We start from the raw sequence: 15,023 nt of genomic DNA on the forward strand, positions 1-15,023 counted from the left end.
TTCCTCCCTAAATAGTTAAACCGCCATCAACCACAATACATTCACCATTGGTGTAACTTGCGGCATCGGACACAAGATACAGTACGGTACCCGCCATTTCACGTGGTTCTGCGTGACGGCGTAATGGAATTGAACTCATCCAGCTTGTATAAATATCTTCATTTTCAAATAGTGCTGAAGCAAATTTGGTCTTGGTAAGACCCGGCAATAAAGCATTCACTCGAATACCCAATGGTCCGCATTCTTTTGCAAAGGCTTTGGTCATATTCACCACCGCAGCTTTAGTAATTGAATAAATACCTTGTTGGTCTCCGGGTTGTAGGGCATTCACAGATGCGGTATTCACAATTGCACCTCCGCCCTGTTCTTTCATTAATTTGCCCGCCTCGACAGACATAAAGAAATATCCACGAATGTTGACTTCAACCGTTTTGTTATAGGCTGCAATATCCGTATCCAAAATATGCCCAAAATAAGGATTGGCAGCTGCATTGTTGACTAAAATATCTAAACGACCATGTTCTTTACGAATATATTCAAAAATTTCTGCAATATCTTCTAGTTTACCCACATGACAAGCAACTGCTTCCGCTTTACCATTTGCTGCAATAATTTCATTAGCAACGCGTTGGCAATCTTCAACCTTGCGACTAGATACAATCACATGTGCGCCTTGTTCAGCTAAAAGTTTGGCAATTTCCTCACCAATACCACGACTTGCACCTGTAACTAAGGCTATTTTTCCAGTCAAATCGAATAAATTTGTAGCCATATCATTTCCTTATGTTCATGGGTTTTGTAAAGTCAGTTGTAAGCAACGCTCATATAAATTTTCGACAAAAATCCCAAAATTTTTAAATTCAGGATTTTGAGTTTCTTTATGGTAATAACGATAGTAAATCTGCTGAAGAATAGCGGCTAAACGAAATAAGCCAAATACCTCGTAAAACGTCCAATTGTTGGTTTGTAAACCTGTTTTTTGCAGATAATAGTCCACGACTTCCTGACGTAAAAACATACCTTGTAAATAGGTTGGCTGACGACGCATAGATTTCAATGTTGCGTTATCATCATCTTGTACCCAATAAGCCAAAGCACACCCTAAATCCATAAGTGGATCGCCCAGAGTGGTCATTTCCCAGTCCAAAACCCCAATAATAGAAGTGGGTTGTTGTCGATCTAAAATGAGGTTATCAAATCGCCAATCGTTATGAATGACACAAGTTTTACTATCTTGAGGGACATGCGCATGAAGCCATTGTCTTATCGCACTAAAATTTGGTACATCGGGTGTTAATGCTTTTTCATAACGCTTATCCCACCCTTCAACTTGGCGACGACAATAACCCTCGCCTTTACCTAGCATTTCTAAATCAGTGCCTTGATAAGGAAGTTGATGTAAGGCGATTAAAGAATCCAGCATATTTGTACAGAGAACTTTGAGCTGATCTCTACTTAAACTTAGGTCTTGTGGTAGATCAGCACGAAGAATTATGCCTTCGATACGTTCCATCACATAAAAATCACAACCAATGACGGTGTGATCTGTACACAATGCCACCATTTCGGGAACCATAGGATAAAGTGGCTTAAGTGCTTTTTGCACCCGATATTCCCGCACCATATCGTGAGCAGATTTTGCTTTTGTGCCTGATGGTGGGCGCCGTAAAATCAAATCGTGATTATCGCATTCAATCCGATAAGTCCAATTAGAGGCCCCACCCGAATATTGAGTTATTTTTGGTGTACCTTTTAAACAAATACCCTGTTGAAACAGCCAGTCTTGTATAGCAGTTATGTTGAGTTCTTCACCCTGACGTACCTGACCACCAACATCAATCACAGACATGGTTATTTCCCCTCTGCTCGATGGTGGCTATATCCCCGCTTTTTTAACTCGATTTTACTAATAACACGTTTATGAACTTCATCTGGACCATCCGCTAAACGTAAAGTTCGCGCAAGAGCAAAAAAACGAACCAACGGCGTATCATTTGATATTCCCATTCCACCGTGAATTTGAATTGCCATGTCCATGACTTGTTGCATTACATTAGGGGCAACTACTTTAATGGCTGAAATTTCAGTCATAGCCGCAACATTTCCCACAGTATCCATTTTCCAAGCTGCATACAAAGTCAATAATCGAGCTTGATCAATCGCAATTCGGGCATCTGCAATGCGCTCTTTATTGCCGCCTAATTCTAAAATTGGTTGACCAAATGCCGTACGGCTCATACCACGATCAATTGCCAACTCTAGAGCACGTTCCGATGCTCCCACACAGCGCATACAATGGTGTATTCGCCCTGGCCCTAAACGCCCTTGTGCAATTGCAAAACCTTGTCCAGCTTCGCTAATGAAATTACTCACGGGTACACGTACATTATTAAAACTAATTTCACCGTGACCATGGGGTGCCTCAGTTTCATTAAAAACTGGAAGCATTCTTTCAATTTTGATTCCAGCCGTATCGATAGGTACTAAAACCATCGAATGCTGTTGGTGTTGACCTTTATTTTCATCGGGTGTGCGTGCCATCACAATCAATATTTTAGCGTTCGGATCACCTAAACCTGATGACCACCATTTTCGACCATTGAGAACGATTTCATTACCCTCAATAACTGCGGTAGTTTGCATATTGGTGGCATCACTCGATGCAACTTCAGGCTCGGTCATACAAAAAACTGAACGAATTTCGCCTTTTAATAATGGTTCTAACCATTGTTTCTTCTGCTCTTCATTCCCATAACGCCATAAAACTTCCATGTTGCCAGTATCAGGAGCATTACAGTTAAAAACGGTAGGGGCTAAAAAACTACGACCCGTTTGTTCTGCGATATGAGCATATTCTTGAATATTCAAACCCGCGCCTAATGTGTCATCAGGTAAGAACATATTCCACAAACCAGCTTCCTTTGCCTTATTTTTTAATGTTTCCAAAGCAGTCGGCCATTTCCATGTGGTCCAATCCTCATGGTCGCAAGTCCGTCGAACCTCAGCCCAAAACTCATCTTCAATAGGCTCAATTTCAGTTGCCATGAATTGCTTAACTTTTTCTAAATATTGTTTACCACGAGCGCTAAGTTCAAAATTCACGGTTTTAATCACTCTATTTGTTGTGCTATTTCCTGAACATACCTAACTTGCTACAATGAATAAAATGAATTGTTTGAATAACAAACCATGAATGAAATGAATAATAATGTCGCCTCTCTCGCTCGTATTGATCTCAATCTATTTCGGGTGTTTGTCACAATTTATAAAGAAAAAAATCTAACACGTGCGAGTGAACAACTTTTTTTAAGCCAACCTGCTGTTAGCCATGCGTTGGCTCGTTTACGCGATCATTTTAATGACCCACTCTTTATTCGAGATGGGCATGGTGTTGTTCCATCACCTTTAGCCAAACGTTTATGGCCTAAAATTGAACAGTCATTGCAACTGATGCATCAAGCAATTCAAAGCACTTATGACTTTGTGCCAGCACGAGATTTAAAGCATCTCACCATCGCTATGAATGATGAATATGAAGGGATTTTTTTACCTTCTATTATTCAACACTTAACTCAATTTAATCCTAATTTGCAGTTAAATAGCGTACGCATTGATCGTAAAAACTTAAGACATGAGCTTTCTACGGGTAAAATCGATTTTGCGATTGATGTTCAACATTCTGTTGAAGATAGTATTGGTTATGAATGCTGTACTAAAGATCAGTTTGTGGTAATAAGTCGCAAGCAGCATCCCTTATTATCCTCTACTGATCTCACCAAAGAAATTTATTTAGATGCCAAGCACATTACTGTGTCCTCTCGTCCCACAGGTCGTGTCTTCGAAGATTTTTTCTTATCTAAACAAGGGATCAAAAGAACAATTAGTTTCCGCTGCCAACAATATGAAACTGCAATCCGATTAATTACACAAACGGACCATTTACTCACGATTCCTCAATGCCAAATTGCTTATTTTAAAGATAATTATCCTCAAATTAAGGTGCATCCACTCCCCATTGATATAGCTGGATACCAAATGAATCTATATTGGGATCAGCAAAAGTCCCATGAACACCAAATAGTATGGTGCAAGGCGCAGCTATTGCAGATTATGAATAATTTATAGAATTTTTTTCATAACCTAACTCTTTAGATTTATTTTTGAATTTAATACTTTTATTGATTCAGTCCCAATTTCAGATACTCATCTCTAAAAAAAACAGCATTTAAGAAATCTTTTACAGAATAAAAGTATGAAAATACGTTTATGCAAAGTCACACATATCCTATGTACAAAAAGCCCACCATTCGATGAGCTTTTTATTTAATTAAAATTAAAGGTATGTATTAGGCGTTAAATTCTGCTAATACAAAGTTTTTTACTATTTCATCAAAAGTTGGTTTCAGAAGAGCTGGCTTGCTATTTTTTATAGTTTCATACCAATAACTCGCTGCAACTCCCATACTGAACAAAGCTAACAATTTCATTGCTCACCTCACTTATTGGGAAGAGTGAAACTTAAAGTATCATTCGCGTTTGTAGCCTTCCAACTCGTTTTAGCGAGGTTTCTGTATATATTTTAAGCAATGTGTAATAAAAAAGCGTACATCTTTGGGATGCTTTAGTTAGTTTACTCAACTACAAAAAATTTATCTGTATCGTTTCAATCAAATCATCACCTATCACTTCAAATTCTTTAATTTTTGCAGAATGAGTGTTCATTAAAGGATGATTTAAAGATATTTCATCTAATTCATCCAATCCCCTTAATTTATTAATCACATGAATTTCAAGTGGCAATAAAGTAAACGGAGGGCGAATAAATTTTGGAGGATACTTACGTAAATCATTATCTATTAATTCTTCGCAGTGTAAATTTGCTATATCTATGAGTAATGGTTCTAAAAATACTGAGTCACATGACCAATTATTTATCAAATCTTTAAATTTTCCGCCTATTTTTGCTTCTAATGTAAATTCTTCATTAATCCATTTGTAATAAGCCCATAATGAAAAATAGTCATAACTTAAAGGAAAGTCAGATAGAAATTGTTGTTGTAAGCAAAATTCCACTTGGCGTGCTAATTTCTTTGCTAAATTTTTATTATTTAATAGAATCGCCCAAAAAAGTAATGCAGAAAATTCTGAAAAATACTTCTTTAAATCATGCACATTCATTTTATCTAAAGGTTTTATTTTGAAATCTTTTAATTGTAATTCTCTTCCCACTTCTGCATACATCAAGGCAAGATTTAAACTATTTAAAGCATCCATATCTGCCTTATTATTTTCAATTTTTAAGAATGCCAATTGGGCATAAGATATAGACATACCCACTATATGATGAGGAGAAAGTATGTCTTCCCCATCTAAGGTATCTAGTATATGTTTTTGATCAAATTTTAATGAATACGCCAAATTTTCAATACTATATGTTTTATAAGCTTTTAATAATTTATGTAATTCCCTTATTTCTCTCATAAAATAACCTTATTGGCTTTCTATCCATTCAAAATATTTATAAAGATTTGATATTTTTAACTTTACTTTAAAATTAGCTTTATAAACTATAATTTATCTCTGTGGAATTACTTATTTAATTTTCCACCAAAAACCTCTCCACCACCACATCCCTTTCATCCAAACGATTTGAGCTTAAAATCTGGAACATCAAGCCATCGATTAAGTTTAAAACCATATTCGCATCGGGTTTTAGTGGGCAATTTTCTAAACTAAAGACCAAATCAAAAAGTTCTCGAAGCAGCCATTTTCTATACTCAATTGCCATGTGGTAGGCCTGAGAGTAAAGCTGTTTAATTTCAAAAATGGCTTTAAGTAAAAGGTAGTACAGACTATTAAAATTGACATGTAAAACAATAATCTCTTTGAGTTTATCGCTTGATGTTTGGTAACGGCTTGAGTAAATAATTGCCAGCACTTCTTCTTTCAATCGGCTTTTTTGAAAAGATACGCACCTTTCAACAAGCTGCTCTTTTGAGTGAAAGTAGTTATAAAAAGTAGCTTTAGGAATTTTGGATTTTTTGGCGATTAAGTCCACGCCCGTATTGTGGAATCCATAGATATTAAACAGCTCTATGGCGGTGTGAATTACCTGTAGTTTTTTGGAAGATGTTTCTAAAGTTGGCATAGTTTTACCGTTATAAATTCTTGTTGTTTCTAAAAGAGATTAAAAAGCCTGTTCCTATTCTGGGAGAAAAAAAGGCACAGCAAAGCCGTAAAGACTGTGCTTGGCACATCTCAAGTTTTGTTGTTGGTAAGTTTTTGGTCGTGACGAATTAAAGCCTGAAAAGCCTAATGGCGATCAAACTGCTTTAAAAGTTTAAGTTGTGTCGATATAGCTTTTGGCAAAGACTGCCAAGAAAAAATGAATGTGCAAAGCCAACTCCTTCTTTTGGGAGTTCTGCCGAAACATTATAAATTATGGTGGCAGAACGGAAGCAGGTTGACGGACTGGTTTCAACTCCAGCACACTCGAAAGTGTCCCACTCCCGTCCTACCGCTACGGGAGGGAACGAGGTGTGCACACAAAACTATTCCTCAGAAGAAATAATCCTGATGTGGTTGAAATAACGGTCCGTCAAAACCGTCTGGCAATGTAGGCCAGCAGGCAAAGGATAGTGCTCTGCCCTTTAGCAGTCAAGCACAAAAAATCACATTTGTTTTAAATTAGATCAGGCAAAGTATTTGATAAATCAGTGGGTTTTTGAAGTTTGGCTTAATAAAAACTATAATTAAATGTCATTATATCTTTTCTATTTCCAACACCACTAATATACCTCTTATAAAAAAGCCTATCTTATATTGACAGGCTTTTTTTTATACTAGAATGAAATATTCAGTCTATTTTTCTCTTTCAATTTTACCCGTTTCTCCCACTCATCAAAAGGAATGTTATATTCATCTAGCTCTTCTTCTTTCAAATCACTAACTGCCTTCATATATAATCCAGGCCAATGATCTTCTTCTGGGATATAGGCAAATTCTATATTAAATTTTCCTTCCTCTGTTAAAGTTACTTTATAGTTAGTCCATTTTTCTTTAAAAACATCCAAAGATCTCAATTCATCAATTAATATACATATTTTATTTTCAATTTCATAAGCACGTTCACCGAAAGGAAATGTCTCAATTTTTCCATTTTTAAGAAGCCATTTTGCCCCACCTGAAAAATGCTCAGGATAAATATCTCCTGTAAAATATATTACAGTTGCATCTTCAGGCATTATGGACCATAAAAGTTCACCTATTTTTTGATATATTTCTTGATCTTTCATATACTATTTTCCTGTAGCATTTCCAGTGAAGCTACTTGATTGGCAATTCATTCTTAATAATATCTTCAACATAATTAGGTGAAAAAGCTTGTGATAAAGGTTCTTTTACGATAAAAAATGCAAACTCTCAAGTCTAAGAGTTTGCATAATTAAACGGCCGAATTGTGAGTCAATAATATTTATCTAGGAAACACTAGTAAAACATTCAAGCCAATAAAGTTTACAACTTAGTCAAAGCTTGTAAAGTAGATATTACCGTTCCTTTTGGCAAAATAATTTCAGAATAGCTTTTTTCATAATCAAAAGTATAAAACAATCTTTCGCTTTCCTTGTTAAAACCTAAAACCATACCAAAGCCAAATTGGAATAATTCGCCAGTATCTAACCATATTAAATCCTGACTATCAAAAGAACAAAAATCTATTTTCTCAATTGGTATATCACCTATATCACTATTAAGTGCTTTAATCTCTTCAATATTACTACTTAAAATATTAAAAAGAGAATTTAATGTAATATTTATCCCTTTTGCTGGATAACATGTATCATTAATCCAAAAATTAAACACTCCAAGATTTAAATCATTTTTTAATGGATAAACAACATCCCATTGTATAAAAAAATTATCACTACACTTAACTATCATTTCAATGCTTTTAATTTACAAACTACTTTCCAAATTAGCACTATAAACAAACTCATTGTAACCATAATCAACCCAGTCTTTATCCATATACTCAGCTTCGCTCTCTGCTATAAAATTCAGATATCGAATTGATAGCATTTCTTTAAAACACACCTTTACTTCCATAAAGAAATAATTTTCAGAATCAAAAATATTACAAAGAGCCCCTCCACTTATTGATTCTTTCTGTGTATATAACATCTGAGTAGATTCGGAACTATATTTTTTCCCGTGCATATAAAAACCACAGAAACAATCATAGTCTCGTACATCTTTAATATAAAAAACTGGCTCAACAAATAAAGCAAAAATATCTTTATTTCCAAAAATCATCTTTTTCAATTTCTTAGGTTCTAATGCAAAATGTCTGATAATATCAGACGGTAAATTATTACCATCTAATCGTTGAGCCACTGGTTGATCACTTCCAATTATATCACCCCAATGCCACGTATCGTGAGGTTGCAATCTGAATATTAGTTTGTTCAAAAAAACGTCGCCAGCTGCAACAATATTCACTTTAACTCAACCATCTATCAAATTTTCAATGAGGAAAAATCACATATATCCCCATTCCTTCAACAATTTGGTCAGGTCATTCTTATCTTTAGTTGCAGTCGAAACAATTTTGCTACTTTTATAGTTGCTGTTTTCAGCTAGTTATTTGCTACCAAACAATTTCCCCCAAAAACTCTGTGGCTTCCAATTCGGATCTAAAAAATCATAATAATAATCGTAGTGTTCCAAAGGCTTAATTGGCATGAGCTCCATAGGCACTAAAGGATTATCAATTTCTATTTCTAGACCATTCATCCAAGCAAGCTTAGTAAACATAACTGGATGATGTGACCAAATATCTCCATTAAATTCTTCCACTAGATGTTGATTCAAATATTGATGTATATTAGGGTGTAAATATTCATAAATTATCTGTTGTGCAGAATTTGCATCTTTATTTTGTAACGCAACATAGAAATCCATTTCCCATATTTCAAAATTCTTTGGATTTTTAACTTTTCCATGAAATATTTCCTTCATTTGATTAACCTTATTCCAGTCTTGACGCAAGACTGCTTGGAATCTTAAAACATTAAAATGTCCTTCCTTTGGATAATTGATCGCTTCTAATAATGACTTATGATGGTCATTGTCATTCACTGTAGTCAATGTGCTATAGATTTTTATTAAATTCTCATTATCAGTTAACAATGGAAATATAAAAGGATGAGGTGTCCACATATTCCAACCACCAGCATATTTACAACTTTCAGATCCCAGTAAACTTGCCACATAAAACCATTGTTTTAATTTTTCAAAATTCTTTTCAACTAATAGTGATGAAAAACCTTTACGAATACTACCCATAGATAATGATTCATAAATATATCCATTCACACTATTATTTTTTATACCAGCTTCAATTAAATCAATATCTTCACGTTCACTACGTTGATATGATGATATGGACATTGTTAAACGTTGGATCAAATCAACTTCTTTCATTACGGTATAACCTTATTACCAAGACTTAAAGTAACTGCACGCCCATCATTAACACCAACCACAATCTTATTAATTGGTTTTCCTTGTTTAATTGCTTTATCAATCAATTCAGCCGTTTTGATTGCATCTGAACTCCCTGTATCTTTTAATGCAACAACTCTACTTTTAACCCATCCATCCGACATCTGTACATCAAGTCCATCCGAGAGGCAGTTGCAATTGTTGAAGTCGCGTCTGCTACTGTTTTTTGCTTATCTAAAATAGTTGTGTATCTCCCTTTAATTTCAAAGCTATTAGTGTTTTTTATAAAAAAAACCTATCAATATTAGACAGGCTTTTTAAAAGTTCAGTATTACTCACTCATCATGCTAAATACAATCTACTAAGTAAATCTCTAAAGTATTTTCCAACATAGATGACTATAGGAGATTTTTCAATTTCCAAGTATGTAGCTTAATTTATAAATCATTTACTTGTAAAACTTCGTGAATTAATACGTCATTTACATTACCTTCTGGCCAAACCCATTTATTCCAGTTCTGGATTAACCAATCAGCAGGAATTTCTAGATTTACTTCTGGTTCTGGGAGTTTCTGATAACAATTTATACCTGCTTTATAACCTGTAATTGTTATTAAACATAAGCTACTTCCATTTGGTGCCTCTGATACCATCATAATGACCTCATTTTCAAAGGGATATGATGAAGGAAATCTTATCAAAGTTCCTCTAGAGAGAGATTTTCCTACTAATTCTGTTAATTTAATCCATCCTTTCAACATAATCTATTTCACCTTATTCACAACTAAATTAAGGCCAGAGTCCATATATCCTATATACAAGGTCCCAAAATCATCAAACCCTAGACTTTTAAGCCTTTCATAAATCTGTATTATCATGGTTTTGTCGGTATTCCTGTAACTTTTCCATTAGGAACAAACATTCTATGAGTAACCCCTCCTAATTTAGTGTCAATAATCCATTATTGACTATAACAACTCACCTAGTTTTTGGTATATTTCTTGATCTTTCATGTACTGTTTTCCTGAAGCAGTTCCAGTGAGGCTACTTCAAAAATTATTTTCCGATACAATATAATCCTCATACTCCCATTGAAAATACCTCGATAATTTAAATGAAATATCATTCCAATCATTTCCATCACACTTATCAATATATTTATTAATAATATTTAATATTTTTTCAAAATCATAATCTCTTACCAACAACACATGTCTAATAATTTTATTTTCAAACATATCATTTGAAATTAAATACTCAGGACTACAAACAGTAATATCAAAAAAATCTACCCCTTGTTCATTTTCAATGACCAATAGCACAAGTAAAAGTAATATAAATATCACTTGGTTCTATTGGCATATACTCATATGGATTTTCATGTGAGCATTCAATTGACTTCAATATAGCTTTCATAACTAACCTATTGTTTAATAATATCTAAATGTAAATTACCAACTTTAACAGACTTTCCAGAACTATTTATTTCAAATGTTTCAAAATTAGCTTAAGTTCCTGTTGACTAAAATTTTGAATTTTGTTTCGCTGTTAGATAATCATTATGATCGCTATCTATTCGGCCAAAAATCTTTCAAGCAATAAAATCATGTCAATTTAGACATGCTGTTTATTTTCAAATATTAATAGTTAATATTAATTTTCATCGTAGATAAACTTAGTATGTACCTTGCCATGTTCATCTAAACTAAGAGTAAACTCTTTCCAACTCCCCCTGTATGGGCAACCATTAAATCATGTAGTTTTATAATTAATTCATTGACCCTATAATCGGGGTCATTTAATAATGCATAATTAACATTATCTTTATCAATATATGCAAATTTTGAACCTATTGATAAAGACCCATCACCAGAATCCTTATAATAATCAAATACACATTCTAAAGAGTCATATGAGGTAGAGACACTGTCATGCATTATTTGCAATAAACTATTTAAGATTTCTGTTTGTTGATTGATACTCATTTCTCACCTTTTATTTTGAAGACATATTTAGGAAATCTTTAGTCCGTGGTACACCACCAATATTGTCAGTTACTCGAAGAGAGTATGGCCTTGCATTTGATGAGGTAGATCTATTGAATTTAATAGTCACATTATCTACTTTAGTGCCTTTTTCTAATGCATTTCGAATCTCATTTTTCCACTTTTTATATGCAGAATTGTCGAAATTTCCATTTTGTGGAAAAAGATTAAATCGACTACATGTTCCCCCTAAAGAACAAGCTTGAGCATGCCCATAATATTCCCCTCACTTAAAGTGGCATAAGTAGTACTGCTGTCTTTATCAGAATCATGTTGCGGCAAGCTTGGACTAAAGCTTGTAGCATTACGCCAGTTGTCATTATTGGTTGGTGTTGATGCTTTGCTATCTCCAGTTTTACCTTTGCCTAAACTTGTACCACCAGATAGGCTAACTGTGGTCGCATCATACTGACTTTGGTTCTCGATATTGCTAAAGGTTAAACGGTTTGTAGTCAGATCATTCTTGTTTTTAACTTCATAAAATTAATCAGAGCTAAGCTCCTAATAATTAATATAGAAGCCTTATTTTTTATAAAATAATAAATACTAGTACATTCTTCATAGGCTAAGCGCCTATCTGAAATTCACAGATAGATGCTTAGCTTGAATAACTATATTTATTAAAATAATTCAAATATCATAAACTTTTTTAAGGCGTGGTATTAAATGAATAATTTGTTCCTTTTCCTCTGGATTATGGTCAGCATATGCTAATGCTATTAATTCTAAAACCGAAGCAAAAACTTTAAATGGCACTTTACCATCAAGTTCATCGTAAAAATAAAATTCCGCTGCATCAATAACATGTCCCTCATCCGTTACATCATTCATAAGGAAATAACTTGATGTTTCTTGGAGGCTATAACCTTCACCTCGTATAGCATCTTTAAGGATGCTAATAAATGTATACCCTCCAGTAGATGTAACAAAATAGTCCATGAAAAAAGATAATTCAGGCTCTGCTTCTGGATATTTTTTTAAGATATCATTTCGATTAGTTCTCAACCACTCAATCATATACTGCATCATAAATTCCCCTATTTAGCTTTATGTTGTGGTGGTATAGTAGGTTTACGTGCATCTGAATTAGGAATGGTTGGAAATGCATTTGATATTTTTCCAGTCTTTCCATCTCGAGTTACGCTAAATACATAGCCATTTACATTCACGTTTACCATCCTCTCATTTGCTGGCATTTTTAGAAATGATTCAGCACCTTTTTTTACTGCTTGCATTTGCATACTAACCATTTGCTTATCAGAAATAATATTCGGATCATAAACAGTTTTTTGCTGTACTCGTTTATAACTTCCATCTGGTTTACCAGTTCTATCAACCCCAGGAGCTTGATAATTATAAGTTTTAAGACCCGGATACTTAGGATCTGTTATAGGTTCTCCAATTAATGCTGATCCCGATTTGTCTAGTGCTTTATTAAATGAATCAGCATTATGAGAACCACCAATTGATCCTTGACTATTTCTAGAACCTATTTGTGTATTATGTTCCATAAGAAATTGTTGCATATTAGATGGTATTGTAGCTGAAACTTTTTCATTAATTACATGAGTATCAAAATTAGAAGATTCCCTTCCAGCCTTACTATTGGCTATATTATCCAATGCACGTTGCTTCTCAGCTTCTGTTAAAGCATTAAAGCTAGTACCTCCATTTTTAACTTTTTCTACTGAAATTGCTTTCCCGCCATAAAACCCAGCTAATGTACTTACAACCCCATGGAGTGCCATAGCTCTATCATATTCTTTAGCAACCTCTTCAACTGGACGATCTGATGTTCTTGAAATTCTTTCTATAGCCTGTACCCTTATCATTCTCTTTTATCCGATTTAAAGCTGATATTTCTTCATTAATATTATTCGTAGAATTAATATTTCCATTTTCCCCCTTCTTAGCAATACCTTTACCAATACCACCAACAACAATTCCTGCTGCTGCATTAATTAAATACTCTGCTCCCTGCTTACTATTACTTAATTCATTTGATTAAAGACTCACAAGTATCTCATTCAGCTTCAGGGACTTCACTCTCATATTGTGGGTTCATTAATTTCTCTACAACATCTGTACTCGTCAAATATGCTGATGCAGTAAAGGCATTCGCTAATACATCTATACTTTTTTAGCTAACCTACCAATCGAAATAAAGATACCAAAATCGCATAAAAAAGCATGCCAATAAATGCATGCTTTTTAAATAACTCTATCAATAGCTAAACTATTTTTTCAGTCAAAAAGACCTAATGTTATTTGCTTTAATTTCAGTTCTTGATCAAACTCAAAGTGAATATATTTATAATTATCAACTTTATATTTGATCCAATTAGTTCCAAAAAAATCTGGACGGCCAACAGCTTTAATAATATCTTCTTTTGTAGCATTCGTATTTAATCCATCTATTAAACTATCCTTTCTTAAATATGAGTTATATTCATCACCTGGTTTAATAAAGAAAAATATTGCTGATAGTTTCTTTTCTTCAAATAAATACTCAACCCACCTTTAAAGAAAAGATAATAAGAGTTATCTTCAAAACTCGATTCATCATATTCAAAACTAGTACCAATTAACATTATTGAATTTAACATTTCATCATCGCCTTGAACTAAACCGAGACTATTTATGAAGATAGCAATTTCTCCACTTATTAGCTTTTCCACTAAAAGATCCCCTTATCTTTATTTCTTTCTGTTAACTTTATGATTGCATCATCAACAGCTTTCTTACCATGCCCTCTTTCTAAAAGGTTTTGCCGCAATACATCAATATCACATAATTGAGGTTTACATAGATTCTGGGCATCTTTTTCTATTTGCACAGAAGTATTTTTACCCAAATGTGTCCTACTGCTTTATGTGTATCTCAATAAATCTCAATAGTTTTTGTTTTTCAATGACTTTGTTCCATTGTCTATACCTAAACATAAAAAAAGAGCTATTGCCTAGCAATAGCTCTCTAAATTATTTTATACATCATTCATGAAGTAAATTTAAGAAATCATCAAAACTATCTGCTACTTTAACAACTAGCATTTTAGAATTACCATTTTCATCTTTTACAAATTGATCATGATACATAATTACTACTGGCGGATTATCTGTTTCAGGATTTTGTCGATAATCGAATGATATATAATCACCACTTCCATTAAGACCAAATACAATTACATTTTCATATCCCAAGCCATCATGATCTTGAAATTTGTAAATATTATCAGCACCAGTTTCATCTCCATATGCACAAAATCCTATACTTGACTCGCCAGTTCCCCCATCAGAATCAATATAATTAAAACAATTTTCAATGAACTGGACACCATTATGTTTTTGGATTAATTCCATGTATTTTTTTGGTAAGTTTAATCCATATTTTTTTATAAAATCTAAAAGAAAACTTTCACTAACAGGCCCAAAATCATACATTACCGTTAAATCTTTCATTTATTTTCCCCCACTT

At 33.7% G+C, this 15,023-nt stretch carries 20 protein-coding genes and 2 pseudogenes; 1 reads left to right on the plus strand and 21 read right to left on the minus strand.

The annotated features are described in order from the left end of the window. Positions 1 to 7: 7 nt before the first annotated feature. Genes ASF86_RS05630 through ASF86_RS05640 form a run of 3 tightly spaced genes read right to left on the minus strand, consistent with a single transcriptional unit; the run spans position 8 to position 3,102 of the window. Positions 8 to 772, minus strand: a complete 765-nt coding sequence (locus ASF86_RS05630; protein WP_004642922.1) for an SDR family oxidoreductase — start codon at positions 770 to 772, stop codon at positions 8 to 10. A 15-nt stretch (positions 773 to 787) separates the two neighbouring features. Further along, positions 788 to 1,849: a phosphotransferase family protein gene (locus ASF86_RS05635; RefSeq protein ID WP_045125520.1), complete on the minus strand. Its 1,062-nt coding sequence runs from the start codon at positions 1,847 to 1,849 to the stop codon at positions 788 to 790. A gap of 2 nt (positions 1,850 to 1,851) precedes the next feature. Then, positions 1,852 to 3,102 carry an acyl-CoA dehydrogenase family protein gene (locus tag ASF86_RS05640; protein WP_081407637.1) on the minus strand — a complete coding sequence of 417 codons (1,251 nt, stop codon included), beginning with the start codon at positions 3,100 to 3,102 and terminating at the stop codon, positions 1,852 to 1,854. 87 nt (positions 3,103 to 3,189) lie between these two features. On the opposite strand from ASF86_RS05640, the gene ASF86_RS05645 reads away from it, so the two are divergent. Beyond that, the gene (locus tag ASF86_RS05645) at positions 3,190 to 4,125 is read left to right on the plus strand and encodes a LysR family transcriptional regulator (RefSeq protein ID WP_003651905.1); all 936 of its coding nucleotides are present in this window, start codon (positions 3,190 to 3,192) and stop codon (positions 4,123 to 4,125) included. A gap of 221 nt (positions 4,126 to 4,346) precedes the next feature. Here ASF86_RS05645 and ASF86_RS19075 read toward each other — a convergent pair whose 3' ends face one another. From ASF86_RS19075 to ASF86_RS05715, 18 genes and pseudogenes are all read right to left on the minus strand, one after another. Then, the gene (locus ASF86_RS19075) at positions 4,347 to 4,487 is read right to left on the minus strand and encodes a hypothetical protein (protein ID WP_005040355.1); all 141 of its coding nucleotides are present in this window, start codon (positions 4,485 to 4,487) and stop codon (positions 4,347 to 4,349) included. A 151-nt stretch (positions 4,488 to 4,638) separates the two neighbouring features. Then, complete coding sequence (locus tag ASF86_RS05650) at positions 4,639 to 5,481, minus strand: hypothetical protein (protein ID WP_056480318.1); 843 nt, start codon at positions 5,479 to 5,481, stop codon at positions 4,639 to 4,641. A gap of 115 nt (positions 5,482 to 5,596) precedes the next feature. Further along, positions 5,597 to 6,148, minus strand: coding sequence for a TetR/AcrR family transcriptional regulator (locus tag ASF86_RS05655; RefSeq protein WP_056480322.1), 552 nt, complete (start codon positions 6,146 to 6,148; stop codon positions 5,597 to 5,599). Between the two features lie 694 nt (positions 6,149 to 6,842). After that, complete coding sequence (locus ASF86_RS05660; RefSeq protein ID WP_056480325.1) at positions 6,843 to 7,295, minus strand: immunity protein YezG family protein; 453 nt, start codon at positions 7,293 to 7,295, stop codon at positions 6,843 to 6,845. 220 nt (positions 7,296 to 7,515) lie between these two features. Then, on the minus strand, positions 7,516 to 7,941 hold the full coding sequence (locus ASF86_RS05665) for an Imm42 family immunity protein (protein ID WP_056480328.1): 426 nt from the start codon (positions 7,939 to 7,941) through the stop codon (positions 7,516 to 7,518). 15 nt (positions 7,942 to 7,956) lie between these two features. Next, positions 7,957 to 8,499: a hypothetical protein gene (locus tag ASF86_RS05670; protein ID WP_227508778.1), complete on the minus strand. Its 543-nt coding sequence runs from the start codon at positions 8,497 to 8,499 to the stop codon at positions 7,957 to 7,959. A gap of 141 nt (positions 8,500 to 8,640) precedes the next feature. After that, a complete protein-coding gene (locus ASF86_RS05675; RefSeq protein WP_056480331.1) occupies positions 8,641 to 9,483 on the minus strand; it encodes an immunity 49 family protein in 843 nt (280 codons plus the stop codon). After that, positions 9,483 to 9,668, minus strand: a complete 186-nt coding sequence (locus tag ASF86_RS05680) for a hypothetical protein (protein WP_056480334.1) — start codon at positions 9,666 to 9,668, stop codon at positions 9,483 to 9,485. The genes ASF86_RS05675 and ASF86_RS05680 overlap by 1 nt, the downstream gene beginning before the upstream one ends. Positions 9,669 to 9,941: 273 nt before the next feature. After that, positions 9,942 to 10,265: an Imm45 family immunity protein gene (gene imm45, locus ASF86_RS05685; protein WP_155860154.1), complete on the minus strand. Its 324-nt coding sequence runs from the start codon at positions 10,263 to 10,265 to the stop codon at positions 9,942 to 9,944. A gap of 288 nt (positions 10,266 to 10,553) precedes the next feature. Continuing rightward, a complete protein-coding gene (locus ASF86_RS05690; RefSeq protein WP_056480340.1) occupies positions 10,554 to 10,850 on the minus strand; it encodes an Imm8 family immunity protein in 297 nt (98 codons plus the stop codon). Positions 10,851 to 11,204: 354 nt separating this feature from the next. Beyond that, a complete protein-coding gene (locus ASF86_RS05695; protein WP_056480343.1) occupies positions 11,205 to 11,489 on the minus strand; it encodes a hypothetical protein in 285 nt (94 codons plus the stop codon). 10 nt (positions 11,490 to 11,499) lie between these two features. After that, a pseudogene (locus ASF86_RS20230) lies at positions 11,500 to 11,751 on the minus strand (hypothetical protein); the annotation flags it as partial. 14 nt (positions 11,752 to 11,765) lie between these two features. Next, positions 11,766 to 12,020: pseudogene (locus ASF86_RS20235) on the minus strand (hypothetical protein); the annotation flags it as partial. Between the two features lie 159 nt (positions 12,021 to 12,179). Further along, the gene (locus ASF86_RS05700; protein ID WP_056480346.1) at positions 12,180 to 12,578 is read right to left on the minus strand and encodes a hypothetical protein; all 399 of its coding nucleotides are present in this window, start codon (positions 12,576 to 12,578) and stop codon (positions 12,180 to 12,182) included. 8 nt (positions 12,579 to 12,586) lie between these two features. Beyond that, the gene (locus ASF86_RS05705; RefSeq protein ID WP_056480349.1) at positions 12,587 to 13,381 is read right to left on the minus strand and encodes a CdiA family toxin C-terminal domain-containing protein; all 795 of its coding nucleotides are present in this window, start codon (positions 13,379 to 13,381) and stop codon (positions 12,587 to 12,589) included. Positions 13,382 to 13,981: 600 nt separating this feature from the next. Further along, positions 13,982 to 14,227 (minus strand): hypothetical protein, encoded by a 246-nt coding sequence (locus tag ASF86_RS05710; RefSeq protein ID WP_056480351.1) that lies wholly within the window; start codon positions 14,225 to 14,227, stop codon positions 13,982 to 13,984. Then, a complete protein-coding gene (locus ASF86_RS19600) occupies positions 14,227 to 14,403 on the minus strand; it encodes a hypothetical protein (protein ID WP_155860155.1) in 177 nt (58 codons plus the stop codon). Before ASF86_RS19600 ends, ASF86_RS05710 begins: the two co-directional genes overlap by 1 nt. Positions 14,404 to 14,539: 136 nt before the next feature. Next, complete coding sequence (locus ASF86_RS05715; RefSeq protein WP_171252324.1) at positions 14,540 to 15,007, minus strand: SMI1/KNR4 family protein; 468 nt, start codon at positions 15,005 to 15,007, stop codon at positions 14,540 to 14,542. Positions 15,008 to 15,023 lie beyond the last annotated feature (16 nt).

This window comes from Acinetobacter sp. Leaf130 (assembly GCF_001423205.1).
Lineage (GTDB): Bacteria > Pseudomonadota > Gammaproteobacteria > Pseudomonadales > Moraxellaceae > Acinetobacter > Acinetobacter calcoaceticus.